The organism is Gluconobacter vitians, assembly GCF_015244565.1.
In the GTDB taxonomy this organism is placed as follows: Bacteria; Pseudomonadota; Alphaproteobacteria; order Acetobacterales; family Acetobacteraceae; genus Gluconobacter; species Gluconobacter vitians.
The window spans coordinates 137,489-161,401 of record NZ_JABCQG010000002.1 but is presented as its reverse complement, the minus strand read 5'-3'; the positions used below and the strand labels follow the sequence as shown (position 1 = coordinate 161,401).

The 23,913-nt window shown below is 60.0% G+C and carries 23 protein-coding genes and 1 tRNA gene; 18 read left to right on the top strand and 6 right to left on the bottom strand.

All coding sequences use genetic code 11. The annotated features are described in order from the left end of the window. The first annotated feature begins 33 nt into the window (after positions 1-33). From def to HKD24_RS02355, 4 genes are read left to right on the top strand one after another with little or no spacing between them, the layout of a single operon-like run. A complete protein-coding gene (def, locus tag HKD24_RS02370; protein WP_194258843.1) occupies positions 34-546 on the top strand; it encodes a peptide deformylase in 513 nt (170 codons plus the stop codon). After that, on the top strand, positions 543-1,031 hold the full coding sequence (locus HKD24_RS02365; protein ID WP_194258842.1) for a MarR family winged helix-turn-helix transcriptional regulator: 489 nt from the start codon (positions 543-545) through the stop codon (positions 1,029-1,031). The genes def and HKD24_RS02365 overlap by 4 nt, the downstream gene beginning before the upstream one ends. Further along, positions 1,028-1,726 (top strand): response regulator, encoded by a 699-nt coding sequence (locus tag HKD24_RS02360; RefSeq protein ID WP_062510107.1) that lies wholly within the window; start codon positions 1,028-1,030, stop codon positions 1,724-1,726. Before HKD24_RS02365 ends, HKD24_RS02360 begins: the two co-directional genes overlap by 4 nt. Continuing rightward, positions 1,704-3,095, top strand: coding sequence for an ATP-binding protein (locus HKD24_RS02355; protein WP_194258841.1), 1,392 nt, complete (start codon positions 1,704-1,706; stop codon positions 3,093-3,095). Before HKD24_RS02360 ends, HKD24_RS02355 begins: the two co-directional genes overlap by 23 nt. A gap of 16 nt (positions 3,096-3,111) precedes the next feature. Here the strand turns inward: HKD24_RS02355 and HKD24_RS02350 are convergent, their stop codons facing one another. Then, the gene (locus tag HKD24_RS02350; RefSeq protein WP_062510109.1) at positions 3,112-3,684 is read right to left on the bottom strand and encodes an outer membrane protein assembly factor BamE; all 573 of its coding nucleotides are present in this window, start codon (positions 3,682-3,684) and stop codon (positions 3,112-3,114) included. A gap of 107 nt (positions 3,685-3,791) precedes the next feature. Between HKD24_RS02350 and HKD24_RS02345 the strand changes: the two genes are divergently transcribed. The 7 genes from HKD24_RS02345 to HKD24_RS02315 all read left to right on the top strand — a co-directional run bounded on the left by HKD24_RS02345 (position 3,792) and on the right by HKD24_RS02315 (position 8,312). Continuing rightward, on the top strand, positions 3,792-4,373 hold the full coding sequence (locus HKD24_RS02345; RefSeq protein WP_194258840.1) for a DUF177 domain-containing protein: 582 nt from the start codon (positions 3,792-3,794) through the stop codon (positions 4,371-4,373). 154 nt (positions 4,374-4,527) lie between these two features. Then, the gene (gene rpmF, locus HKD24_RS02340) at positions 4,528-4,740 is read left to right on the top strand and encodes a 50S ribosomal protein L32 (RefSeq protein WP_062510111.1); all 213 of its coding nucleotides are present in this window, start codon (positions 4,528-4,530) and stop codon (positions 4,738-4,740) included. Positions 4,741-4,812: 72 nt separating this feature from the next. Then, on the top strand, positions 4,813-5,922 hold the full coding sequence (gene plsX / locus HKD24_RS02335) for a phosphate acyltransferase PlsX (protein ID WP_194258839.1): 1,110 nt from the start codon (positions 4,813-4,815) through the stop codon (positions 5,920-5,922). A 6-nt stretch (positions 5,923-5,928) separates the two neighbouring features. Next, a complete protein-coding gene (locus tag HKD24_RS02330; protein ID WP_194258838.1) occupies positions 5,929-6,903 on the top strand; it encodes a beta-ketoacyl-ACP synthase III in 975 nt (324 codons plus the stop codon). Positions 6,904-6,977: 74 nt separating this feature from the next. Further along, positions 6,978-7,304, top strand: coding sequence for an integration host factor subunit alpha (locus tag HKD24_RS02325; protein WP_062510114.1), 327 nt, complete (start codon positions 6,978-6,980; stop codon positions 7,302-7,304). Next, positions 7,294-8,175 carry a MerR family transcriptional regulator gene (locus HKD24_RS02320; protein WP_194258837.1) on the top strand — a complete coding sequence of 294 codons (882 nt, stop codon included), beginning with the start codon at positions 7,294-7,296 and terminating at the stop codon, positions 8,173-8,175. The genes HKD24_RS02325 and HKD24_RS02320 overlap by 11 nt, the downstream gene beginning before the upstream one ends. Before the next feature lie 60 nt (positions 8,176-8,235). Then, positions 8,236-8,312 (top strand) — tRNA-Pro (locus tag HKD24_RS02315). Between the two features lie 23 nt (positions 8,313-8,335). Here the strand turns inward: HKD24_RS02315 and HKD24_RS02310 are convergent. The 3 genes from HKD24_RS02310 to HKD24_RS02300 all read right to left on the bottom strand — a co-directional run bounded on the left by HKD24_RS02310 (position 8,336) and on the right by HKD24_RS02300 (position 10,867). Next, entirely contained in the window at positions 8,336-9,460 is a 1,125-nt protein-coding gene (locus tag HKD24_RS02310; protein ID WP_194258836.1) for an AI-2E family transporter, read from the bottom strand. A 121-nt stretch (positions 9,461-9,581) separates the two neighbouring features. Then, positions 9,582-10,028 (bottom strand): DUF3574 domain-containing protein, encoded by a 447-nt coding sequence (locus tag HKD24_RS02305; RefSeq protein WP_194258835.1) that lies wholly within the window; start codon positions 10,026-10,028, stop codon positions 9,582-9,584. Next, the gene (locus tag HKD24_RS02300; protein ID WP_322783266.1) at positions 10,025-10,867 is read right to left on the bottom strand and encodes an NUDIX hydrolase; all 843 of its coding nucleotides are present in this window, start codon (positions 10,865-10,867) and stop codon (positions 10,025-10,027) included. The genes HKD24_RS02305 and HKD24_RS02300 overlap by 4 nt, the downstream gene beginning before the upstream one ends. Before the next feature lie 65 nt (positions 10,868-10,932). Between HKD24_RS02300 and HKD24_RS02295 the strand changes: the two genes are divergently transcribed. The 4 genes from HKD24_RS02295 (at position 10,933) to HKD24_RS02280 (ending at position 15,865) form a co-directional block, all read left to right on the top strand. Then, the gene (locus HKD24_RS02295) at positions 10,933-12,735 is read left to right on the top strand and encodes an ABCB family ABC transporter ATP-binding protein/permease (protein WP_194258834.1); all 1,803 of its coding nucleotides are present in this window, start codon (positions 10,933-10,935) and stop codon (positions 12,733-12,735) included. A 96-nt stretch (positions 12,736-12,831) separates the two neighbouring features. Beyond that, a complete protein-coding gene (gene rpmB, locus HKD24_RS02290; protein ID WP_062510124.1) occupies positions 12,832-13,134 on the top strand; it encodes a 50S ribosomal protein L28 in 303 nt (100 codons plus the stop codon). Positions 13,135-13,305: 171 nt separating this feature from the next. Beyond that, complete coding sequence (fusA, locus tag HKD24_RS02285) at positions 13,306-15,408, top strand: elongation factor G (RefSeq protein WP_194258833.1); 2,103 nt, start codon at positions 13,306-13,308, stop codon at positions 15,406-15,408. A gap of 85 nt (positions 15,409-15,493) precedes the next feature. Next, positions 15,494-15,865, top strand: coding sequence for a VOC family protein (locus HKD24_RS02280; RefSeq protein WP_194258832.1), 372 nt, complete (start codon positions 15,494-15,496; stop codon positions 15,863-15,865). A gap of 76 nt (positions 15,866-15,941) precedes the next feature. Here HKD24_RS02280 and HKD24_RS02275 read toward each other — a convergent pair whose 3' ends face one another. Continuing rightward, on the bottom strand, positions 15,942-17,525 hold the full coding sequence (locus HKD24_RS02275; RefSeq protein ID WP_194258831.1) for a S10 family peptidase: 1,584 nt from the start codon (positions 17,523-17,525) through the stop codon (positions 15,942-15,944). 88 nt (positions 17,526-17,613) lie between these two features. Then, positions 17,614-20,391 (bottom strand): phosphoenolpyruvate carboxylase, encoded by a 2,778-nt coding sequence (locus tag HKD24_RS02270; RefSeq protein WP_194258830.1) that lies wholly within the window; start codon positions 20,389-20,391, stop codon positions 17,614-17,616. Positions 20,392-20,537: 146 nt separating this feature from the next. Here HKD24_RS02270 and HKD24_RS02265 point away from each other — a divergent pair, with 146 nt between their 5' ends. From HKD24_RS02265 to sufB, 3 genes are all read left to right on the top strand, one after another. Beyond that, positions 20,538-21,815 (top strand): DUF445 domain-containing protein, encoded by a 1,278-nt coding sequence (locus HKD24_RS02265; RefSeq protein ID WP_228124109.1) that lies wholly within the window; start codon positions 20,538-20,540, stop codon positions 21,813-21,815. Between the two features lie 120 nt (positions 21,816-21,935). Beyond that, the gene (locus HKD24_RS02260; RefSeq protein ID WP_194258828.1) at positions 21,936-22,418 is read left to right on the top strand and encodes an SUF system Fe-S cluster assembly regulator; all 483 of its coding nucleotides are present in this window, start codon (positions 21,936-21,938) and stop codon (positions 22,416-22,418) included. A 12-nt stretch (positions 22,419-22,430) separates the two neighbouring features. Next, positions 22,431-23,912 carry a Fe-S cluster assembly protein SufB gene (gene sufB, locus HKD24_RS02255; protein ID WP_194258827.1) on the top strand — a complete coding sequence of 494 codons (1,482 nt, stop codon included), beginning with the start codon at positions 22,431-22,433 and terminating at the stop codon, positions 23,910-23,912. Position 23,913: the final 1 nt, after the last annotated feature.

The window sequence follows — 23,913 nt, the reverse complement described above, 5'->3', positions numbered from 1 at the left end:
GATGCCACCCTCTTTCGAAGGACAGACAATTTCATGGCCCTGCTCAAGATCGCCCGCATGGGTAACCCCGTCCTGCATCAGGTGGCACAGGCTGTTTCTGACCCGAAAGCCCCGGAAATCCAGTCTCTCATCGCGGATATGATGGAAACGATGGCGGATGCGCGCGGTGCGGGACTGGCGGCTCCGCAGGTTCACCAGCTTCTGAGGCTTTTCGTTTATCACGTTCCGACGAACCGTGTGGCGAATCCTGAAGACGCATTGCTGCCCCGCGTTCTCATCAATCCGGAAATCACGCCTGTCGGTGACGAGATGATCATCTGCAGCGAGGGATGCCTGTCGATTCCGGGTTTGCGCGCTGATGTGCCGCGCTACGCCCGTGTGCGTTACTCGGGGCTGGACGAAAATGGTGACGTGGTCGAAGGCGAGGCTACGGGTTTTCATGCCAATGTCCTCCAGCACGAAAACGATCATCTGAACGGCATTCTCTATCCGCAGCGTATTACCGATTTTAACCGCTTCGGATATGTGGAGGAAATTTTCCGGTGACCTCCCGACTTATGGAAGCGCCATCCTCCGCGACGGCGCATCTTTACCTGCGTGAAGACCGGATCCGGCAGTCCTATGAAGCCATGATGCTGGCCTGGCGGACGCTGAATGCCGACTGCGAGACGCTGCTGCGCGAAAAGGGGTTGGGGCCGGCCCATCATCGCATTCTTTTCCTGACGGCTGCCCATCCGGGAATTACGCCTGGTGCGCTCCTGAACAGTCTCGGCATTACCAAGCAGTCGCTCGGGCGGGCTCTGGGTGATCTGCGGGAGCGCAGACTGCTTGTACAGGAAGAGGACCGTCACGACCGGCGCAAACGTCCCCTGCGGCTGACGGAAGCTGGAGAAGCGCTTGAGCGTGAACTGTTTCTCATGATCCGCGAGGTCATGACCCGGGCCTATCGTGAAGCCGGAATGACGGCTGTTGAAGGCTTCCGCCGTGTCCTCGCCCCTCTTCAGGTTCCAACTGAAAGCCCTGCACGATGAGCGACGAACATATTCTTGTCGTCGATGATGATCCGCGCCTCCTGCGGCTGCTTCAGCGCTACCTTTCTGAGAACGGCTATCGTGTCAGCACGGCCCTTGATGCTCTGGCGGCACGTCAGGTTCTCGAGCGCATCCAGCCCGATGCGCTTGTTCTGGATGTCACGATGCCCGGCGAAGACGGTCTGTCCCTGACAAACAGTCTTCGGAAAGACGGGCTGTCGCTTCCCATCTTGCTTCTGACGGCGCGTGGGGAGCCTGCGGACCGGATCGGTGGACTGGAAGCCGGTGCAGATGACTATCTGGGCAAGCCCTTCGAGCCGCGGGAACTGCTGCTTCGCCTGCGCGCCCATCTGCGCCGTGTCGTACCTGCTTTGCCGGTCGTTGATGAAGTGCCTGATATGCTGCGGCTGGGAGAGCTGGAATTTGACGTCAAGCGTGGGCTGCTCAGCGGCCCTCATGGTCCGGTACATCTGACGGGTGGTGAAGCGGCCCTGCTGGGTGTTCTGACGGCTCAGCCCGGGACGGTTCTCTCCCGTGAAGCCATCGCTAGAGCCCTTGAAATGGATGAGATCGGCGAGCGGGCGGTTGATGTTCAGGTCACCCGCCTGCGCCGTCGTATCGAGCCTGACCCCAAGGAGCCCCGTTTTCTCCATACCGTGCGCGGGAAGGGCTATGTTCTCAAACCGGGACGCTGATCCGGCGATCGAGCGGGACGACGCCTGGCAGAAGCTGGATCGCCCCCTGAGGCGTATTCTGCCGCGTTCCCTGATGGGGCGGTCCATGCTGATCGTCCTCATTCCGCTGCTCGTGACGCAGGCCATTGCGCTGGGTCTGTTCTACGGCACCTATCTGAACGTGGTGTCCCGACGCCTTTCAGACGGCGTTACGGGTGAAGTCTCGCTGGTCATGGCCATGATCGAGCATACGTCGTCCGAGGCTGAACGTGCGCTTACTCTTCAGGACGCGGCATCCCGCACGCAGCTGGGCTTTTCATTTCACGCTGGTGAAAGGCTGACTCGACAGGGCACCAATCATGTGCTGGGACCGATGGACGATGACTTCGCTCGTTCCATCCGGCAGAACCTTGGTCGTCCCTATGATGTGGACTGGTCTGAAGATCCCCAGACCGTGCGCGCTTCCATCCAGCTTCCCGATGGTGTGCTGGTGGTCATGGTGCCGGTCAAGCGCCTGAATATCGGGCCAATCTGGCTGTTCGTTGTCTGGGCGGTAAGCAGTTCCATCCTGCTGTTCCTGATTGCCGGTCTGTTCATGCGCAATCAGGTCCGCGCGATCCGTCGTCTTGGTCATGCCGCCGAACTGTTTGGCATGGGGCGGGATCAGGGGCCCATCCGTCCACAGGGCGCCCGTGAGGTCCGTCAGGCTGCCATTGCCTTCAATCGCATGCAGGCGCGCGTCAACCGCTTTGTCGCGCAGAGAACCGCTGTTCTGGCCGGTGTTTCGCATGATCTGCGCACACCTCTGACCCGGTTGCGCCTGACAGTTGCCATGATCCCGACCACGGGTCTGATTCGCGCCGAAGCACTTAAGCCGGACCTGTCTGACATGGTGACAGACATTGAGGACATGGAGCGCCTGATTGGAAGCTATCTGTCATTTGCCCGTGGAGAAGGGGCGGAGGAGCCGGTTGCGATCGATCTCAGAGGGATGCTGGATGATGTTGCTGCCGCCACTGTGCGGGCAGGGGGGCAGGTTCTTGGCGTTGAGGGGCGCGAGGGTGTGGAAGCGGTCGTTCGCCCGGATGCCTTGCGCCGCGTTCTGACGAATCTGGCGGAAAATGCCCGGCGGCATGGAGGGGCCATGCGCTTTTCCCTGCGTGAGGGTGAGCGGAATATCGAAATTGCGGTTGAAGATAACGGGCCCGGTCTGTCGGCAAGCCGACGCGCCGCGATTTCGGAACTCAATGCCGCAAGCGGCAGTCAGGATGGCAAGGGGGGGCTGGGACTGACGATCGTCCGTGACATCATTCACGCCCATGGCGGCTCCATCCGTCTGATGGACAGCCCTCTGGGAGGTCTGGGCGTTCTGCTCAGCCTCCCGAAATGATCATGCGTCCGGAAGCTTAGGGCAGCGAGTTGCCGGCGCCACCATTGCCGGTGCCCTGACCGCCCATCGGGCCGGTGCTGCCACCAAACTGGCTGCTCATGCCGCTCATCGGGTTGTAGCGGCCGACATTGCCCAACAGTTCCTGCAGGATGGACGAGCTGGTACCCGGCGTCGGGGTCTTTGCACCCACCATGCCAACATACATCGCGTTCTTCTTGCTCAGCGTGTCCATCTTGCGCAGGACGCCACCGTTATCAAAGTTCAGGACCACGACCTGCTGCTTCTTCACGCTGGGGAAGGTCAGCGGCGTCGGGGACGTGATCATGGAGACGTAGATCCATGTATTGTCGTCAAAGGTCGCGTGCGCGGTCGGCGAACCGAGCAGATCGAGCACATCAGAGCGGGTGCTGGTTCCGGGGACAAGCTGTGCGTAATCCGTCTTCTCGATCAGGGAGCCACGCGGCTCGGGAATCGGGGAGAAGAACGAGCATCCGCCGAGCAGCAGCGGAACACATGCCACGCCGGCCTGTGCGAAACGGCGAAGAAGGCGTGTTCTGCTTTGGGGCGTCGGGGAAGATGCGTTATTCATGGATCCGGAAACTATCCTGTGCAAGAGAACCGCTCAAATGAGCGCGTGCCCGAACGGCGCCTGCATGTCAACGATTTCCCCCATATTCCGGGGGCTGGAGTGCCTGAATGTCCCATTCACCCGAATTTTCCCGACGCATCCCTTTCAATCGGCTGGGATCGGGACTGGAAGAGACGATCGAGGCTTCGCCTGCCGAGTGCAAGGCACTGGCTGCACGCTTCGGAATCCCCGTAATTGAGGCTCTGACCTGCCGCTTTCGTCTGACACCGTCCGAGAACCGGAGTGTCCTTGCAGAGGGGCATCTTTCGGCCAGGGTCACGCAGGTCTGTGTCATCACGTCCGAACCTTTCGACGATGTGCTGGCCGAGACCTTCTTCCTGAAATTCATTCCTGCAGCCGATATGCCGGAAGACGAATTCGACATCGATTCCATTGATCTGGAGGGGCCGGACGAGGTTCCGCATGATGGCAAGGCTGTCGATATCGGTGAGGCGGCGGCCGAACAGCTGGCCCTGATGCTGGACCCGTATCCTCGCAAACCCGGCGCCGGTCTGGAAAATGCAGTTGACGTGGCGCCTGCAGAAGGGGAAGAAGGGGCACAGCTGTCTGGCGAGGGGCCGGATGGTCCGCGCCGTCCCAATCCGTTTTCGGCGCTTTCAGCGCTGAAAAACGGGGGCAGGAAAGAATAAAAATCCCACGTCTGACTTGCGGGTTGCCCCTGGCTCTGCTAGAGCCCCCCGCCTGAACTCGACGTAATTACGAGACGACGAACAACAGGGCACCGGATGCCGCGGGGAGCGGAGCAGGGGTGCCGACACTGAAGCAGAAAGAGGCATAAAAGCCATGGCCGTCCCTAAAAGAAAGACTACGCCGTCCCGTCGTGGCATGCGTCGCAGCCACCACGCCCTGGGTGTCGAAGCTCATGCAGAGTGCTCGAACTGCGGCGAAATGAAGCGTCCGCACCACGTTTGCAGCCACTGTGGTCATTATGACGGCCGCGAAGTGGTCGCTGCTGGAAACAGCGGCAAGGGCCTGAAGACCGCCGTCCGCGCCTGATCCCTACCTGCGGGTCCGTAGCTTCCAGATAGCGCGGCCCGCATCTGTGATGCTGTCCGGGAAACTGTCTCAATGACCAAAGCGCCTGTCACGCCCGAACGTGACATCGCGGCCTCCGGGCCTTACGCCCTCGCCGTCGATGCAATGGGCGGTGACAGTGCCCCGGATATCGTCCTTGCCGGACTCGATCTGGCCGCCGACCGGCACCCGAAGGCCCGGATTCTCCTGATCGGAGACGAAGCCCTTCTCAAGCCGGCTCTGGCAAAATATCCCAAAGCTGCCCGTCTGTGTGATATCCGCCATTCTGCGGCAAGTATCCCTATGGACATGAAACCGACTTCGGCGCTGCGCGTCCGTGGATCGTCCATGCGCATGGCCATGGAAGCTGTCGCCGCCGGTGAAGCCCGTGGTGTCGTTTCTGCGGGCAACAGCGGAGCGATGCTGGCGCTGGCCAAGATCATCGTCAAAGCCCTTCCGGGAATTTCCCGTCCCGCCATGGTGGCCGTTGAGCCTTCCGCGCGCGGTGATATCGTGATGCTGGATCTCGGGGCGAACATTGCCTGCGATGCCCGAAACCTAGTTGAGTTCGCCATCATGGGCGAAGCCTTTGCACAGGCGGCTCTTGGTCTTCCGTCTCCCACGATTGGTCTTCTCAATGTCGGTTCGGAAGAGCTGAAAGGCGATGACCGTCTGCGTCAGGCGTCTGAACGGTTGCGTGCCAGCCCGCTGGCCCCCCAGTTCCACGGCTTTGTGGAAGGTCATGACATCACCGCCGGGACAACTGATGTGGTGGTGACGGATGGTTTTACGGGGAATGTTGCCCTGAAAACCGGTGAAGGTGCCCTCAAGCTGGCCTTCAGCCTTCTGAAGCGTGTGTTCCAGACCAATCTGCTGACCCGTCTGGGCTATCTTCTGGTCAAGCCGGGTCTTGAGCGGATGCGGGAATGGATCGATCCCCGGCGCTATAACGGGGCGCTGTTTGTCGGTCTGAACGGCATCGTCGTGAAGTCCCATGGCGGCGCGGATGGCGAAAGCTTTGCTGCGGCCCTTGATGTTGCCATGGACGCCGTCACACACCATCTGAACGACAAGATCCGCGACCGTCTGGAGCAGCTGGGGATGGGAGTTGTCGAGCCGGCTGCTCCTGTATCCGCCAAGGCCGCCCCTGAACCTGTGAGCTGAAAAGAAATGTCCGATCCCATTCGTGTCCGCCTGACGGGTGTCGGGGGCTATCTGCCGCGCGACGTCATCTCTAATGACGATCTTGCCAGCAAGTATGGTATCGAGACTTCGGACGAATGGATCAGGACCCGCACCGGTATCACCCAGCGGCATATCGTTTCTGGTGACGAAACGACGGCCAGTATGGCGGCGGAAGCTGCGCGGCAGGCTCTTGAGTATGCCGGCGTGGACGCGTCGGACGTGGATGCCGTTCTGGTTGCGACCTCGACGCCGGATCAGGTTTTCCCAGCCGTTGCCGTGCAGGTCCAGGCCCTGCTGGGCATGACGACAGGGTTCGGGTTCGATATCAGCGCAGCCTGCTCGGGCTTCGTGTATGCTCTGGCCACGGCGCGTGCTTTTGTGCAGTCCGGTCAGGCCAAAAAGGTTCTGGTGATCGGGAGTGAGGTCTTCTCCCGTCTGCTGGACTGGAATGACCGAGCCACCTGCGTTCTCTTCGGAGACGGCGCGGGTGCGGTGCTGCTGGAAGCTGGTGGCGCGGTAGGCGAAGGCATTCTCTCCACCCATCTGCACTCGGATGGTCGCACGGGCGACATCCTTTACGTGGATGGCGCCGTAGGCTGCGCGTCCACGACACAGCATCTGCGCATGCAGGGACGGGAGGTTTTCCGTCACGCCGTTGTCAAGCTGTCGCAGGCTGTGGATGAAGCGCTGGAAGCCAATGGTCTGACCGGGCAGGACATCCAGTGGATGGTGCCGCATCAGGCCAATCTGCGGATCATTGACGGGATGGCCAAGAAACTTGCGCTGCCGTCGGATCGGGTGGTTGTGACCGTGGATCGTCATGCCAACACGTCCGCCGCTTCGATTCCGCTGGCCCTGAACGAAGCTGTCCGCGACGGGCGCATCCAGAAGGGTGATCTTGTGCTGATGGAAGCCCTTGGCGGCGGCCTGACCTGGGGCTCCGCGCTGATCCGGATGTAAGTCTGCTCTTTGCCAGAGAGCAGGTTAATGATTGATTCCTTTGACTGTTCTGAACGTCATGATACGCAAGTGTCATGAGCACAGTCACGCGCGCGAATCTTGTTGAGCATCTCTACAGCCGTGTCGGTCTTTCCCGGCACGACTCCTCCATGATTCTCGAAAGTCTTCTGGGCGTAATCTCGGATAGGCTGGAAGCGGGTGAATCCGTGAAGCTCAGTGGATTCGGGACATTTTCCGTCCGCCAGAAGGGGGAGCGCATCGGACGCAATCCCAAGACCGGCGTAGAAGTGCCTATCCTGCCACGGGCCGTGCTGGTGTTCAGACCTTCCCAACTGCTGAGGGACCGCATGAACGGTTCCGAAAATGCCGCAGCGGCCGAGACCTCTTCCCATGACAGATAATTCCGCCACCAATGCCGTCATGGTTTCGCCGAATGATGAGCTTTCAACCGGACCGGAGAAGGTCAGAAAAGCTCCGGAAGCCTATCGGACCATCAGTGAAGTCGCCGACGAGCTGCATATCCCGCAGCATCGCCTGCGTTCCTGGGAGACGATCTATCCGGGCGTAAAGCCGTTCCGTGGCGAAAGTGGCCGTCGTTATTACAGCCCCGAGCATATCGAGACCCTGCGGCTGATTTCGGACCTGCTTTATGTGCAGGGCTACAAAGGGCAGGGGGTGCTGCGGGTTCTGCGTGAACGTCGTAGCCAGAAGGCCCGTGCAGGTCAGAAAACTTCTCCGGAAACTGCTGTCGAGACGGTGCCGGAAGCGGCAGTCGAATCTGAAGCCCCGGCTCACGTTCCGGTTGTCATTGTTGACGCGGTTGAAGACCACAGCGTGCCTTCCGAAGAGGCGTTGCCGGTTGTCGTAGCTGTGGAAAGCGAAGACATTTCTGCCGTTCCCGCTGCCGATCCTGTCGATGATATCATTTTTCCGGAGCTTCCGGCATCGGCTCATGACGTCACCGTGAAGGAAACAGTTGACATCACGGCAGAAAATGAGAGCCCCGAAGCCGAAGCCGAAGCCGAAGCCGAAGCCGAAGCCGAAGCCGAAGCCGAAGCCGAAGCCGAAGCCGAAGCCGAAGCCGAAGCCGAAGCCGAAGCCGAAGCCGAAGCCGAAGCGCCCGATTCTGCGCTCCTGATGACGCTGCGTGATGAAAACGAACAGCTTTTCAGTACGTTGGAAAAGACCGAGGCCGAGAACGGTCTTCTGCGCTCGGAACTTCGCGAAATTCTCGAAGAGCTGCAGAATTTGCGAAATCTTCTGCCCGTCTAGTCACAATGCCCCATTGCGGTGACGGCGGGACACTGCTAAACCACCGCCACCGCAGGACGACGGGCAGTAGCGCAGCCTGGTAGCGCACCAGTCTGGGGGACTGGGGGTCGTGGGTTCGAATCCCGCCTGCCCGACCAGTCCTGCGGTAAAATCCCTTCCTTTAAGATCCTGTATCCGGTGCATAGATCCCTTTGCGCGGATTGACCTCTGTCCAGATGGTCCACAGCAGATGCAGTGCGGCCATGATGGCCGGACCGAGGAACAGGCCCAGCAGACCCCAGGTCTCGGCGCCTCCCAGAATTCCCAGCAGAACCCAGAGGAACGGCATTTTCGTGCTGCCACCAATCAGGGCAGGGCGGATGAAATGATCCGCAATGAAAATCACGACTGATCCGATCGCCATTACCACAATCGCACCGATCATGCTGCTCTTGGCCAGCAGAAGCAGGGCTACAAGCCCGACGGTCGGCCAGGCGAGAAACGGAATCATCGCGGCTACGGCTGTCACCATTGCGAACAGCAGGGGCTGTGGCGCGCCTGTAGCCATATAGACGATGCCCATGATGGCACCTTCGCCCAGCCCTACCAGAACAAGCCCGGCCAGCGTGCCATGCACGGACGAAATCATTTGCTTGGCCAGACTTTCGCCCTGTTCACCAAACAGGCGCTGAGACCCCAGAAGACACTTGCGGATGACACTGTCCCCGTCCTTCAGCAGGAAGAACAGCGTCAGGAGCGAGAATGCGAACAGCGTGCCGCGGCGTGCAAGCTGCGATCCGACCTGTTTGGTCATCTGCATGCCATGTCCGACATCCACCGAATGGAGCAGATGGGACAGGCGTTGCGGGCTTGTCATGTGGTTCTGCCACCAGTTGGTGGCCTGAGCGGACAGGAACGGCAGATGCGGCACCCATTCCGGCATCGGAATGCCGTTGTTCCGCACGTCATCAATCCATTCGAGCGCACTCCGCGCTTCGTCCGCAACCTTGACGCCCACCAGCGAGACCGGAACCAGAAAGATCAGTGCGACGGCCAGTGTAAAGACCAGTGGAAGCCAGTCGCTTCGGCCGAAACGCAGCTCTGCCCGACGATAAAGCGGCCAGATCGAAATGGCGAACACGCAGCCCCACAGCAGAGCCGGCAGGAAGCCCTTGAGCGTGTAAAGGCCTATTGCCACGAAGAAGAGGGCCAGAAAGCCCCGTGCGCGCCGCTGGATGGTGCCTGTGGAGTCTGAGGCCTCGACCGTGATGGTGTCAGGGGAAGGCGGCGGAGAAAGATCGGTCATGAGAATTCCGGAATGAAAACATGCCTGAACTGTCGTCCTGTGCAGGGAAACCTGTCCCGACGAGAGAAGTCCGGATGAAAACAGATGTGAAACCTGAGAAACGCTGTTCCGTACACGGGAACTATTCCACGGGAACGCTTTCGAATGAAGAGCAGCCGGACTGAATGGCCAGTCCAACGGCCTGCTGGCTGAAACGCTTCTGATAGGCCTGGCGGATGGCTTTCAGATAAGGCTGAAGATTGCGGTCCGAGGAGGGGGCCACGATCCAGACGATTCGGGAGGTTTCATGGATTACCCTATGCCCGGCTGCATCATACCACTGTCCCTGACCATCAAAGACGGTAAATCCTGTCGGAAAGCGTGGTGTGATCTCGCTGTCCACGAAAGTCTGCCACTCGTCACCATCTACGATGCTGCCATCCGGCCGCGTCAGGCCGAACATCAGCCGGATCTGCATGCCGTCATGGGTCTGGATTTCTCGGCACAGATTGGGTGTGACACTGACCGGCACGATGCAGCCGCCGAGCAGCGGAGCCGTGAGAGCCAGCAAAGGCAGTCCCTTTTTCACCGAGGCTGTCCTGCCAGGGAATTCCGAAGAATGTCAGCCTCTGCAGGTGCGAACAGGCCCCGGCGAATGAACAGGTCGATCAGGACAAGATTGACGTTGAACTTGAATGAATCAGTGTCTCGTACCAGCGCCATGACGTCCTGAATTGGCATGAGGTGAAAGCTTTCCACTTCGCCGTCTTCCGCGACCGGCACGAACTTCTCCGGTAAAAGCAGATCGTAACAGTGCAGGACATCGCGCCGCAGCCCTTCAGGACGCTCCAGCGCATATTCGATCCGGCTGACGGGCCGGGCCGTTGCCGCCAGTTCGGCCGGAATACCAGCCTCTTCCTGTGCTTCCTTGACGACCGTCGTCTGCGGATCGAGACCCGTGCTCATGCCGCCTGCCACCAGATGGTCCAGCTTTCCCGGGTCCAGCCGCTTGCTCATGCTGCGGCGGGCTACCCACAGGAAAAGTCCGTCTGCGCGTTCAACCAGTCCGTTCAGATGCACACCTTCGGCCGCCAGCCCCAGAACGGGAATGGCGCCGCGGTCCACCTGTCCCAGCACGAGGCCATTGTCGTTGCGAACGTCAAAAGCTTCGTCATGGGAGGCATAAAGTCCCATTTCGCAAAGCGTCCGGGAGAGCGGGAACAGCTCCGCACCAGTCTTTACCCCGAAACCCCGATCCTGCTGAAGGCCGAGTGTTTCAAGCGCCTGCGCTGTTAAAGGGCTGATCCAGCCGATCTGCTCCGTCCCACAGAAAAACGGGAGACGACCACCTGGCAGGACCGCGCTGTTGCAGGCCGCGATATGGCGGAGAAAGGGTTCGAGGACAGGGGATAAGGATTTGTCAGACACAGTCCAATATGTCGCATGCAGGCAGCCATTTGCAAAGCATCGCCTGCACTTCCCATAGTCTGCACATGTTCAAGAAAACCGATTCGACCTCCGAAGCTCTTTCCCTGCGGGTTCTGTGGCCCATGATCCGGCCCGAAAAGCTCTGGCCTGACGCTACACGCATCGGTTTTGCACTCGTCATTCTTCTGGTCGAGAGCGGCACGGCCGTCGCCACGCCCTGGCTCTTCAGCCGCATGGTCAGCAGCCTGTCGCGTCCGGAAACGCTTCTGGCCGTTCCGGTCTGGCTGATCGCCCAGTATGCCGTCATCCGTATCATTTCCGGGCTGGCGACCCCGTTACGGGAACTTCTGGTCAAACCTGTTGAAACGGATCTCCAGCGCCGTGTCGCCGTGCTCGGCCTGCGGCATCTGCATGATCTGAGCGTCCGCTTCCATCTGGATCGTCAGACGGGTTCGCTGACCCGCACGCTTGACCGTGGTGCCGATGCTGTCGGAACGCTGCTGTCCCTGGCGCTGTTCAACGTCCTGCCCAACGTCATCGAACTCATCATGACGCTGACGGTCATTCTGAAGATCTTTGACTGGCGTTATGTCTGCCTGCTTTTGGTCGCGCTGGGACTGTATTCTGCCGTCTCTTACGTGTTCACCCGCCTTCGGATGACGGCGAGACGCGCCCGTAACCGTGCCAGCAATGAAGCCCAGCACCAGCTTGTGGACAGCATCCTGAACTTTGAGACGGTCCGCAGCTTCGCCAACGAACCGCATGAAATTGCCCGTTATGATGCTGCGCGTAGAGACCTCCGTCAGGCCGAGATCAGCCTCCAGCGTTATGTCAGCCTGTCCCAAGTCAGCCGTGGCATCCTGATCGCCGCCACGACAACAACCCTTCTCGCGATGGCCGCCCATGACATCGTGGCGCATCGTTTGGCCGTGGCCCAGTTCGTCCTGATCGGCAGCTATCTGAGCGGCCTTTATTCATCCGTAGGCGCCCTGAACTATGTGAGTGCAGGTTGGCGCAATGCGCGCGTCGATCTGGAAAACTATCTCGAACTGCTCGCCGTCCGCTCCGAAATCACCCATGCCCCCCAGCCGGTGCATCTTCCCGGCAAGCTGTCGGAAGCGGGTGCGGCAGCTGTCGAGTTCAGGCATGTTTCCTTCGGCTACAGCCCGGCCCGACAGATCCTGCATGACGTTTCCATAAATGTCCCCGCAGGAACCTCTCTGGCCATCGTCGGGCATACGGGCTCGGGTAAATCTACTCTGGGTCGCCTGCTGACCCGTGCCTATGATCCGACGGAAGGTGCGGTCTGCATTGACGGCCATGATCTGCGCGACATTGCACCGACCGACATCCAGAACATCATCGGTACGGTCCCGCAGGATACGGTGCTCTTCAATTCCAGCATCGGCGAAAACATTGCCTATGGTGATCTGTCTGCGTCACCCGAGGATATTGAAAGAGCCGCTCGCAGCGCCCAGATCGATGCCTTCATTCGGGAATTACCCGACGGCTACGAGACTGTTGTGGGGGAGCGGGGACTCAAGCTCTCCGGTGGCGAGAAGCAGCGGGTAGCCATCGCCCGCGTTATTCTTAAAGACCCGCGCATCCTGCTTCTGGACGAAGCCACAAGCGCGCTCGATACCCGCACGGAAGTCGCCATCCAGAAAGAACTGGCGGTGCTTTCGCAGGCGCGCACGACGATCATCGTGGCGCATCGTCTCTCCACCGTTCAGGATGCTGATCGCATTGTGGTGCTTGACGCGGGGCGCGTGGTGGAGCAGGGAAGCCACATGGAACTGCTGTCCGCAGGTGGCCATTATGCCGCAATGTGGGCCGCACAGGCCGGAGAAAGCGTAGTCAGGGGTTGACGAAGGCCCCAACCTTACGTCATAAGCCGCGCCTGATTTACGGAACACGCCGGACCTCGCTGTCCTGCGTCATCCAGCATCGAGGAAAGTACCACCATGTCTCGCCGTTGCCAGATCACGGGCAAGGGCGTGCTGACGGGCAACAACGTCAGCCACGCCAATAACAAGTCCCGCCGTCGTTTTCTCCCGAACCTGCAGGAGACCACGCTGATCTCCGATATTCTCGGTGCTTCTGTGCGCATGCGCCTGTCCACCAACGGTATCCGCACGGTCGAGCACAACGGTGGGCTGGATTCGTTCCTGCTGGGTACGCCGAACCGCAAGCTCCCGACGGAAGCCCAGGTCATCAAGCGCCGTATCCTGCGCGCTCAGGAACGCAAGGCTGCCCAGACCGCCTGAGGAATTTTTGCCGAACTTTAGGTTTGGTCACAAGATTGCTCTTGAAAACCATGGCGGTCTGCGTCATTCAGCCGCCACTGGGATAAATCAGGTTCGGCCCTTTCACAGGGCCGCAGCGGAGGTGTTTCGGTTCAGGCTGAAACACCTTTCATTGTATTTTGGAGGTTCTCCGTGTCCGAAAGCGTTCAGGAAGCCAAATCGGCTCTCTCGAAGATTCGCAACATCGGTATTACCGCGCATATCGATGCCGGTAAGACCACGACGACCGAGCGTATCCTGTATTACACGGGTGTCTCTCACAAGATCGGTGAGGTCCACGAAGGCAACACCACGACCGACTACATGGCGCAGGAGCGTGAGCGTGGCATCACGATCACCTCGGCAGCCGTGACGTGTGAGTGGAACGACCACCGCATCAACATCATCGACACCCCGGGCCACATCGACTTCAACATCGAAGTCAACCGTTCGCTCCGCGTGCTCGATGGCGCGATCTTCGTGATCGAAGGCGTGGCCGGCGTGCAGCCGCAGTCCGAAACGAACTGGCGCCTCGCTGACCGTTACAACGTTCCGCGCATCATCTTCATCAACAAGCTCGACCGTACCGGTGCGGACTTCTACTACGCCTTCAGCACGCTGAAGGAGAAGCTCGACATCGTTGCAGTGCCGCTGCAGCTCCCGATCGGCGCCGAAGAAAACTTCGTTGGCGTGGTCGATCTGGTCGAAATGCGCGCCATCGTGTGGGAAGGCGGCGAACTCGGCGCCAAGTTCCACTACGAAGAAATCCCGGCTGACCTGAAGGAAAAGGCCGAGGAAGCCCGCCAGACGCTGCTCGACACGGCTCTTGCCGTCGACGACGCTGCCATGGAAGAGTACTTCGAGAAAGGTGACGTCGACGTCGCAACCCTCAAGAAGTGCATCAAGAAGGGTGCGATTTCCGGTGAATTCCGTCCCGTCATGTGCGGTACGGCCTTCAAGAACAAGGGTGTCCAGCCCCTGCTCGACGCCGTCATCGACTACCTGCCGGCTCCTGACGAAGTCGAAGGCATCCGTATTGCGCCGCCGGAAGACGAAGAAGTCGATGAAGACTTCCTGCCGATCGTTCCGGTCGATCCGGATGGCAAGTTCGCTGGCCTGGCGTTCAAGATCATCTCCGACAAGTACGGCACGCTGACCTTCGTTCGCGTCTATCGTGGCGTCCTGAACTCCGGTGACACCATCCTGAACACGACGAAGGGTCACAAGGAACGCGTTGGCCGCATGTTCCAGATGCATGCCGACAAGCGTCAGGAAGTGAAGTCTGTTGGTGCCGGTGACATCGCCGCATTCGTGGGCCTCAAGGACACCGTCACGGGTGACACGCTTGCCGATGCTTCCGATCCGGTGGTGCTGGAGCGCATGCAGTTCCCGGTCCCGGTCATCGACATCTCCGTCGAGCCGAAGACCAAGGACGCCGTCGAGAAGATGACGCTGGCTCTGCAGAAGCTGACGGCCGAAGATCCGTCCCTGCATCTGAAGACCGATCAGGAAACGGGTCAGACCATCCTGTCCGGCATGGGCGAGCTTCACTTGGACATCATCGTTGACCGTCTGCGTCGTGAATACGGCGTCGATGCCAACATCGGTGCACCGCAGGTGGCCTATCGTGAGACGATCACGAAGCCGCATGTCGAGACCTACACCCACAAGAAGCAGTCGGGTGGTTCGGGTCAGTTCGCTGAAGTCAAGATCGAGTTCGCTCCGTCTGACAAGCCGGATGAGATCATCTTCACGAACAAGGTCGTCGGCGGTACGGTTCCGAAGGAATACATCCCGGCCGTCGAAAAGGGCATCCGCATGCAGAGCACCACGGGTGTTCTCGCCGGCTTCCCGACCGTGGACTTCCAGTTCACGCTGCTCGACGGTAAGTACCATGACGTTGACTCGTCGGCTCTGGCCTTCGAAATCGCCGCCAAGGCCTGCTTCCGTGAAGGCATGAAGAACGCCGGTCCGGTGATCCTCGAGCCGATCATGGACGTGGAAATCACGACGCCGAACGATCACGTCGGCGACGTCGTGGGCGATCTTAACCGTCGCCGTGGCATCATCCAGAGCCAGGAAACTGCCGGTTCGACCGTCATGATCCGTGCACAGGTGCCGCTGAAGGAAATGTTCGGCTATATCTCGCACCTGCGTTCTGCAACGAAGGGTCGTGCATCCTTCACCATGCAGTTCCACCACTACGATCCGGTGCCGCGCAACGTGGCTGAAGAAATCATCGCAAAGTCCGCCTGATTTCTTCACCCCGGTGAAACATCAGACCCCGCCAGAGCAATCTGGCGGGGTTTTTTGTGCGTTCTTTCATGCAAAGGTGACAGTCATGTCTGACTTCGAAGCCCGGACAGCGGTCATTGCCATCCTGCCAGTGAACGATATTCTTCAGGCAGAACAGTTTTTTGCTCTGTTGGGGTTCTCTGCGCCTGATGGTGGTGTGTCGGAGTACCGGATTTTACAAACTCCGGACGGTGCGGAACTTCATCTTACACAGGCGGTTCCCGGCTGGGTCGAAGCGGGGCGCAATCCGTTCGGACTTTATTTCCGCCGACCGGACGTGGATGCCCTGGCGCAGGCTTTCGCAGATCAGATCATCGAGAAAGAAGGGCCGTCCCTGAAGCCCTGGGGAATGTATGAGTTCGCGGTTAACGGACCCGACGACGTGCTTGTCCGGATCGGCTGGCCAGTCCGGGCGTAACGCCGGAAATAAAAAAGGCGGCGGAAGGTTTCCCCACCGCCGACTTTCATGGTGTTTGTTCTGACCGCGCTATGGATCAGTGCAGATTGTCCGTGCGGCGGATGAAAGCCGCGACGTTATCGTGCAATTGCTGCAGCGTGTTCGGGTCTACATAGACCATGTGGCCGGATGTGTACTGCGCATATTCGATGTTTTTCTGCAGGCTGTTCGGCATCGGCAGATGCTTCATCTCGTACACGCCCTCAAAGTAAGGCGTCGCGAGATCGTAATAGCCGGCATTGAGCATGACATGCAGGTTCGGGTTGGTCTTCATCGCCATGGCCAGATCCGTCATGACGTTTGGCTCGCCCTTGGGCTGATAACCGTGGCCTGGCTGGTGATGATGGCTGTCCCAGTGGCCCTGGCTGTTATAGAGGCGATAATCTTCGTCCGTGCCGTATTTGAGTGTGTTGCGAACGTAGTCGTTGAAGACCGTGACATAGGCCGAACTGATGGCGCTGGATTGCGGATCATAATCCACTTCCTGGCTCATCGGATCGATTGTCGGGCTTGAGTAGCGCGTGTCCAGACGACCCGTGGCCATACCGGTCTTCGCCTGAAGCTGCTGATCGAATTCGCCGCCATTGACGCGCAGATCTGCCCGTAGAATGTAATCAACCGGCAGACCTGTGTAGTCATGCAGCTTTGCCGCAATGGCCTGACGCTGATCGTCCGGCAGATCCGCACCCTGACGCAGGGCCAGCGTGTAGTCGGTCATTGCGAAATGCTCGACCTCATGCAGGAAGGCTTTCAGGTCCGGATGTTCGGCCGGCAGGCAGTGATGATACCAGGCCGTTGCGGCGTAGGTCGGCAGGGCCAGCACATACGGATCGTCAACGCCTGCATTGAACTGCGGGCTGTCATCGCTGTTGTCGTAGTTCAGGATCTGCGACAGCAGGATCACGCCGTTGAAATCGATATTCTCATCCTGCTCGAGGTCATTGATGACCACGGCCGAGCGCATCGTGCCATAGCTCTCGCCGAACAGGTATTTGGGCGAATTGTAGCGGTGATATTTGGCCAGAAACTTCGAGATGAAGTGCGTGAAGGCCTCACCGTCACCATCGACGCCCAGAAATTCCTTTGCCGCATCCTTGCCCGCGATCCGCGAGAAGCCTGTTCCCGGCGCGTCGATGAAGACGACGTCCGAGACGTCCAGCAGGGATTGCGGGTTGTTGATGAGCGCGTAAGGGGCGGCCGGCAGATGGGTATCGCCCGGCGTGTTTACCCGGCGGGGTCCGAACGTGCCCATGTGAACCCAGACGGAGGCCGAGCCCGGACCCCCGTTATAAAGGAAGGTAATCGGACGCTTTTCGGCGGGAACGCCTTCCTTGAAATAGGCGGTGTAAAACATGGAGGCGACCGGCGCATTCTTGCTGTCGTCATCCTTGCCGGCATCGAGCTTGGTGCCACGCTTCGCCAGCACATCGCTGGAATCATTATAGTCGGCGCCATGAACCAGAATGGTGCCTGCCACTGCCCGGTAGGGGATGGTGGCACCATTGACCGTTACCGTTCCGTTCGTCACGCTGTCAGCATTGGGTGCCGGTGTTGCGGGACCTGCGGCCAGAGCCGGCACAGCCATCATGGCTGCACCCAGAAGAAGGGCCTTGCGAAGCATGCAGAGGAACTTTCGTTAGGGTTTGTTACGCGAGCTTTTTAAACGCACGCAGCCTTTCTGAACAAGAGTTCCGTTCGCGTATCATTCCTCAGCCGAAAGCCCGGTTGGCATGCATGATGGCAACGCCGACCTCGCGCAGCAGGGCAAAACAGCGCGAAAGAGGCTCGAAGATCTCTTCATGCTCACGCGCGAAACCTGCGGCCTCGGCAGCATCCCCCGGCTCTCCGAAGTCGAGATTGGCGACACTCGGCGCCGTGATCGGGAACAGATCCTCCAGCAGGTGCAGTGCACGTGGCACGTCCAGGCAGAGGATCAGGTTTGTGATCGCTTCGCGTGTCAGGCTGTTGCGGGGGCCGAAATAGGGGATGCGCGTTGAAAGTTCCCACAATCTGTCGATCAGGGCAAAGCGGATGGCGTGAAGGAGCTTCTCGCGGGCGTCCATACGCGGTGCGTCCGGCCACGCGGCGCGCAGAGCGATATGATCGGTCTGGATGCGGCGGAACATGGCCGGGCCACTGGCCCAGAAGCGCAGCAGCTCCAGACCGTGTGAAATGCACAGCAGGCTCTGACGCTCTTCGTCGCTCTGTGCTTTTGCCGCGCGATCCAGCCAGGTGCCGGGATCAAGCTGATGAATGGTGGTCCGAAGGACATCCAGATCGGAATGCGCCAGAGCCTGCCGTGCGAAATCCATGGCTTCGCGGAAGCGCGAGGAGTCCGTGGCGAAATGTTCGAATGTCTCGGGATGCCGCTGTGCCGCGTTTCCAAGACCGTGCAACACATTTGCCCACCAGCCGAGCTGCTGGAGGATTGCATTGTTGGGAATGGCGCGGAGCTGACCCGGATGCGTGATGCGTGTGACGGTCGCGGCATCGGACTGGCGTGCAGAAGGGCGGGATCCCGTCTTGTCAATCAGGGCGGGGCCAAATGCACTCAGCAGTGCCGCATAACCCGGATCATCCACAAGCGCGCCCATGTCGAGTGCGATGGTGGAGAAGAAATCCGACGCGAAGTCAGGCCGCTCATAGACGGGGTCCTGTGTGTCCTGCGGGATTTCGGCTGTGTGTTCCGCCAGAGTTGCGATCGTGGAAGCCGCAAGCGCCTTGGTACCGAACAGCGTGTAGCCGTCACCGCCCTGAAAGGCCGTCTCGACGCGGCAGCCAATCCCGGCTTCCCGCATGGCAAGGCGCGTGCGGGTCGGGGAGAAATAGTCCAGACGCTGGCGCAGGCTGAACGGATGCGCACCCCGTCCGATGCTCTCGCCATGCGTATCGAACAGCGTCAGGGAAACGTCCTCAAGGTCATGCTCCGCCAGCAGGGACAGGGTCCGCATCCGCAGGCGCTCGACCAGATTGGTTGCTGCGAGCTGCCCGACATAACGGCCCGAATCGGAATAGCCGAACTGAAGCGACAGGCGCCCGTTCGCCCGCAGGTAGTCCCGCCAGTGGCTGGAGCGGAAGGCTTCTTCAAGGATGGTCTCGCCATTTTCGAGCGCGCTTTCGGTCTCGAAAAGCGGCGATATCTCGATCTGATGGTCCTTGATCCCGAACAGACGTGCCAGCCAAAGGGTGGCCAGCAGCGTATAGCCGCTTTCGGTCTCGGCAATGAGGAAGCGGATGGGGGATCCCGTGTCGATGTGCTTGAGGATCTGCGCCATTGTCATCATCAGCCGTGCGGCAGAGGCGGGCTCGACCAGCAGGGAGCCGAAATCCACAGCCCGCGGCTGCAGGTTTGACAGTGCTTCGTCGATCTTGGCCAGCAGAACGCGCCGACGCGAGGGCAGGGCCGGGTCATCGATCAGGCCCAGCCGGGTGCGGGCAACGTTGTAGATCTGTGCGGCATTCAGTCGTGTATGAATGCGCGCAATCCCGAGGCCGTGGTTCATGAACCCGGCACGGATGGTCCGCAGTTGCATTTTGGCCTCATCATCCAGCCCGACCGATGCGTCCTGAAACAGCGGTAGAAGCTCGGAGGCATCAAGCAAGGCCTTCTCGCGGAAGGCAATCAGCGTCTGCGCAAAATCCTTGATGATTTCCGGAGCCGCATCCTTGCCGGTCGGGCAGGCAGCATGCTGCGTCTTGACCGCCTCGATCGCCCGGCGTGCGCGCATGGCGAGTGCGCTGTCCTGCAATCCCAGCCGCTCCAGCCCGTCCGTCAGACGGTGGAGCTGCGAGAATTTCAGCTCAAGCCGGATGCGCAGCGTATCCCACCAGCCGATGTCATTGCGCCCGTCAGTATCGAACCCGACCCAGCTTGCCAGAATGACAGGGGAGGGATCGATCTGACCGGCTTCGCCAGACCAGCGCTCGGCCATTTCGCGGAGCAGCGCTTGCGTCAGATCATCCAGAGCGTCCCGTCCCCGCAGGATGGCTGCCAGCGCCAGAGCCTGCTCCTGCGCCAGTGTTGGCGGCGCGGGACGGCGATGCGTCTTCAGGCACGGCACCGGCAGTTCCGGATTTTCGGCACGATGTGTGAGGATATCGTAGACGCCATCGGCGAGCGCGAAGGTCGGATGAGCCGTAAAAACCGCCGCAATTTTGGGGACGGTCAGGGAGGTCGCATCCGGGGCCTGCTCGACAAGGCGCTTTGCTACGGCTTCCAGACGGCTCTGCGGATCGGCCGTATCAAGCCCGACATAAGAGCGCAGATGCGCGGCCCGCTCCACGAAGTGTTCGTCACGCAGGGCGCGGACGACATTCTCGATCTCGGTCAGCTGCGTCCTGTCTTCGCTCCCGTCATCGGCAGAGAGGCCCTGTCCGATGGATGCAATCAGGTCTGCGAGGCCATCGCGCTCATGGAGAAGCCGTGACGTCATGGCGTCAATACGGTCATGGAGGGACGGATCGAGCCGGGAGGCGCAGTCAGACATCGGGAGCAGTCTCGCTTCTGCGGAAAAAAGAAAAATGGAACGAAAACGGGCTGCAATACTTTTCACGCCCAGCCATCGAGTGCAACCGCGCTCTGGACGCGACAGCCCGTCAGGATAATGCTATCGGTGCGCTCATGCACGCGGACATGTCTCCTCCCGTTTCCCGAAAATCCGGCCTTGCAGGTCTGTCACCCCGATTCATGGCGGGCGGCCTGCTGGTAGGTATGGGCGTGCTTGCTGCCGGGACCACCCTGGCGGCGGCGCGTCATATCGGTGATGGCAGTCTCGCTTTCGGTCTGCTGCGTGCGGGTTCAAGGGCGGGGGTTGTCGGCGGTCTGGCTGACTGGTTCGCTGTCACGGCGCTGTTTCGCCACCCGATGGGCCTTCCCATTCCCCATACCGCCATTCTGCCGCGCCAGAAGGAACGCCTCGGGCAGGCGCTGGGCCGCTTTATTTCGGGCCAGTTCTTTACCGAAGAGGACGTGCGACGGGCTCTGTCGAAAATCGACCTTTCCGGGCTGATTGCCGACATGCTGAGTGAGCCGGCAACGCGCCAAACGCTTGTCACCAGCATGCGTTCTGCCATTCCCCTGATGTTTGATCGCATGGAAGACGGACGCGCCAAGGCCGCCCTGTCCCGCGCTCTGCCGGTCCTGCTGAACGGTGAGGAAATGGCGCCACTGGTCTCGCGTGGCATGCGCGCCATGGTGGACAGCGAGATGCATCAGGAAGTCCTGTCCTTCCTGCTTGAGCGCATCAAAACGACCGTGACCTCCCGGGAGTCGGATCTGCGTCATTTCGTGGAAGAGCGCGTTCGCGAGCAGGGCGGGCGTTTTCTGGGCTGGGCCATCGGCGGCTCGGTCGCAAGTCGTGTTCTCATGGCGCTCCATGCCGAGTTCGAGCGGGTCGATCCAATGGACTCGGATCTGCGACATGGGTTTACCACCTGGGTCCGTGGCGAGATCGATCGCATCGAAAATGATCCTGCGCGTCGCAAGGCCATGGCCGATACGATCACGTCTGTCCTGACCCATACCAGTCTCAAGGGCTGGAGTTCGGAGCTGTGGGACCGTCTGCGTCGCATGGTGGAGGAGGACAGCGGACGCGAGGATGGCTGGAGTGCCACCGTCATTGATGCTGCCATCGTCCAGCTTGCCAGTGCCCTGCGTTCCAATGCGTCCCTGCGTCTGAAGGTCAATCAGGCCGTTGAAAGCACCGTTCAGCGGATCCTCCCGGGTCTGCGCGAGAAGCTGTCGGGCTTCATCGCGGCCGTCATGGCGGGGTGGGACGGAACTGACCTTGCTAACCGGCTGGAGTCGCGTGTCGGGCGTGACCTCGCCTATATCCGCATAAATGGCACAGTCGTCGGATTTCTTGCCGGAGCGGCGCTCGACGGCGTTTCCCGACTGTTTTTTGGTGTGTAACATTCCATGTCTGGAGCAGGTCGGGCACAGAAGTCTTGACCTTTGCTCCGGTATGGGCCATTTGGAACAAATCAGGACTTAGCAAGTCTTGAATTAGAACAAGATGTGAGTGTGCAAGCGATGCTGAGGCTGTCAAAACTGGCCGATTACGCCACTGTCCTTCTGGTCCATCTCGGTCGTCACGAAGGACTGGCAACAGCAGCAGCTCTTGCGGTGGAAACCGGCGTCCCCGAACCTACCGTCGCCAAGCTTCTCAAGGGTCTGGCCTCCAGCGGACTGGTGCTTTCCCATCGTGGTGCAAGAGGCGGATACCGTCTGTCCGGTGAGCTTGAAAAAGTCACCGTTGCGGCCGTTATCGCCGCGGTGGACGGACCGATTGCCATCACAGCCTGCTGTGACGGTCGCGAGTGCGAGCACAGTTCCCTGTGCGGTCTCTCCGGTCAGTGGGATGTCGTGAACGATGCCATTCTCAATACACTCAACAGCATCACACTGGCGGATATGGGCCGTCGCGCGGAGCGCCTGCCAAAGCGTGGTCCCGCAACTGCACCTGTCGCCCCCGTTGGAGCGGAGACCTCCTCTGTGACCGACGCGGTCAGTTAAGGACAACATACCATGCCAGCCGTGACGGAAACCCGCGAGACAGTCGGAAAACTCGCGAAATCCAGCTACGAATGGGGTTTCGAGACCGATATCGAGATGGATATCGCGCCCAAGGGCCTCAACGAAGAGACGGTGCGCCTGATCTCCGAGCGCAAGGGTGAGCCGCAGTGGATGCTGGACTGGCGTCTGAAGGCCTTCCGTGCCTGGCTGGAAATGGAAGAGCCAACCTGGGCCCATATCCATCACCCGCCGATCGACTACCAGGACGCGCATTACTTCGCACAGCCCAAGAAGAAGCCCGGCCCCAAGAGCCTCGAGGAAGTCGATCCCGAGCTGCTCAAAACCTATGCCAAGCTGGGTATTCCCCTGCATGAGCAGGCTTTGCTTGCGGGTGTCGAAGGTGCCGAGGAGCGTCTGCCTGTCGCCGTGGATGCCGTTTTCGACAGCGTGTCCGTTGCAACGACCTTCCGCAAGACGCTTGCCGAAGCCGGTGTGATCTTCTGCCCGATTTCCGACGCCATTCGTGAATATCCCGAACTGGTCCGGAAATATCTGGGCACTGTCGTCCCGGCCGGAGACAATTTCTTCGCGGCGCTGAATTCGGCTGTCTTTACCGATGGCTCGTTCGTCTACATCCCTGAAGGTGTGCGCTGCCCGATGGAACTGTCCACCTATTTCCGCATCAATGCGCGCAATACGGGACAGTTCGAGCGTACGCTCATCATCGCGGAAGACCGTGCCACCGTCTCCTATCTGGAAGGCTGCACGGCACCACAGCGTGACGAAAACCAGCTTCATGCGGCAGTGGTCGAGCTGATCGCGATGGAAGACGCCTCAATCAAGTATTCCACCGTCCAGAACTGGTATCCGGGCGATGATGAAGGCCGTGGCGGCATCTACAACTTCGTCACCAAGCGTGGCATCTGCCGTGGCGCGCGCTCCAAGATTTCCTGGACGCAGGTCGAAACCGGATCTGCCATCACATGGAAATATCCGTCCTGCGTTCTTGCTGGCGAAGGCTCGGTTGGCGAGTTCTATTCGGTTGCGGTGACCAATAATCACCAGCAGGCCGATACGGGCACGAAGATGATCCATCTGGCGCCGAATACGCGTTCGACGATCATCGCCAAGACCATTTCCGCCGGGCACTCTGACAGCACCTATCGCGGTCTGGTCCGCATGCAGCCGAAGGCGCGGAACGCACGCAATTTCACGCAGTGTGACAGCCTCCTGATTGGCGACCAGTGCGGCGCGCATACGGTGCCCTATATCGAAAGCCGTAACATGACGGCGCGCGTGGAGCATGAAGCGACCACGTCCAAAATCTCCGAAGACCAGCTCTTCTACTGCCGTTCGCGCGGCCTGTCGGAAGAAGATGCAGTCGGTCTGATCGTCAATGGTTTCTGCCGCGAGGTGCTCAAAGAGCTCCCGATGGAATTCGCGGTCGAGGCGCAGAAGCTTCTGCAGATCAGCCTCGAAGGAAGTGTGGGTTAAT

What these genes read in the sequence shown, in the direction of transcription:
- def (WP_194258843.1), top strand. Translation starts at nt 34, where the DNA reads ATGGCCCTGCTCAAGATCGCCCGCATGGGTAACCCCGTCCTGCATCAG.
- HKD24_RS02360 (WP_062510107.1), top strand. Translation starts at nt 1,028, where the DNA reads ATGAGCGACGAACATATTCTTGTCGTCGATGATGATCCGCGCCTCCTG.
- HKD24_RS02355 (WP_194258841.1), top strand. Translation starts at nt 1,704, where the DNA reads ATGTTCTCAAACCGGGACGCTGATCCGGCGATCGAGCGGGACGACGCC.
- HKD24_RS02350 (WP_062510109.1), bottom strand. Translation starts at nt 3,684, where the DNA reads ATGAATAACGCATCTTCCCCGACGCCCCAAAGCAGAACACGCCTTCTT.
- HKD24_RS02345 (WP_194258840.1), top strand. Translation starts at nt 3,792, where the DNA reads ATGTCCCATTCACCCGAATTTTCCCGACGCATCCCTTTCAATCGGCTG.
- rpmF (WP_062510111.1), top strand. Translation starts at nt 4,528, where the DNA reads ATGGCCGTCCCTAAAAGAAAGACTACGCCGTCCCGTCGTGGCATGCGT.
- plsX (WP_194258839.1), top strand. Translation starts at nt 4,813, where the DNA reads ATGACCAAAGCGCCTGTCACGCCCGAACGTGACATCGCGGCCTCCGGG.
- HKD24_RS02330 (WP_194258838.1), top strand. Translation starts at nt 5,929, where the DNA reads ATGTCCGATCCCATTCGTGTCCGCCTGACGGGTGTCGGGGGCTATCTG.
- HKD24_RS02325 (WP_062510114.1), top strand. Translation starts at nt 6,978, where the DNA reads ATGAGCACAGTCACGCGCGCGAATCTTGTTGAGCATCTCTACAGCCGT.
- HKD24_RS02320 (WP_194258837.1), top strand. Translation starts at nt 7,294, where the DNA reads ATGACAGATAATTCCGCCACCAATGCCGTCATGGTTTCGCCGAATGAT.
- HKD24_RS02310 (WP_194258836.1), bottom strand. Translation starts at nt 9,460, where the DNA reads ATGACCGATCTTTCTCCGCCGCCTTCCCCTGACACCATCACGGTCGAG.
- HKD24_RS02295 (WP_194258834.1), top strand. Translation starts at nt 10,933, where the DNA reads ATGTTCAAGAAAACCGATTCGACCTCCGAAGCTCTTTCCCTGCGGGTT.
- rpmB (WP_062510124.1), top strand. Translation starts at nt 12,832, where the DNA reads ATGTCTCGCCGTTGCCAGATCACGGGCAAGGGCGTGCTGACGGGCAAC.
- HKD24_RS02280 (WP_194258832.1), top strand. Translation starts at nt 15,494, where the DNA reads ATGTCTGACTTCGAAGCCCGGACAGCGGTCATTGCCATCCTGCCAGTG.
- HKD24_RS02275 (WP_194258831.1), bottom strand. Translation starts at nt 17,525, where the DNA reads ATGCTTCGCAAGGCCCTTCTTCTGGGTGCAGCCATGATGGCTGTGCCG.
- HKD24_RS02270 (WP_194258830.1), bottom strand. Translation starts at nt 20,391, where the DNA reads ATGTCTGACTGCGCCTCCCGGCTCGATCCGTCCCTCCATGACCGTATT.
- HKD24_RS02265 (WP_228124109.1), top strand. Translation starts at nt 20,538, where the DNA reads ATGTCTCCTCCCGTTTCCCGAAAATCCGGCCTTGCAGGTCTGTCACCC.
- HKD24_RS02260 (WP_194258828.1), top strand. Translation starts at nt 21,936, where the DNA reads ATGCTGAGGCTGTCAAAACTGGCCGATTACGCCACTGTCCTTCTGGTC.
- sufB (WP_194258827.1), top strand. Translation starts at nt 22,431, where the DNA reads ATGCCAGCCGTGACGGAAACCCGCGAGACAGTCGGAAAACTCGCGAAA.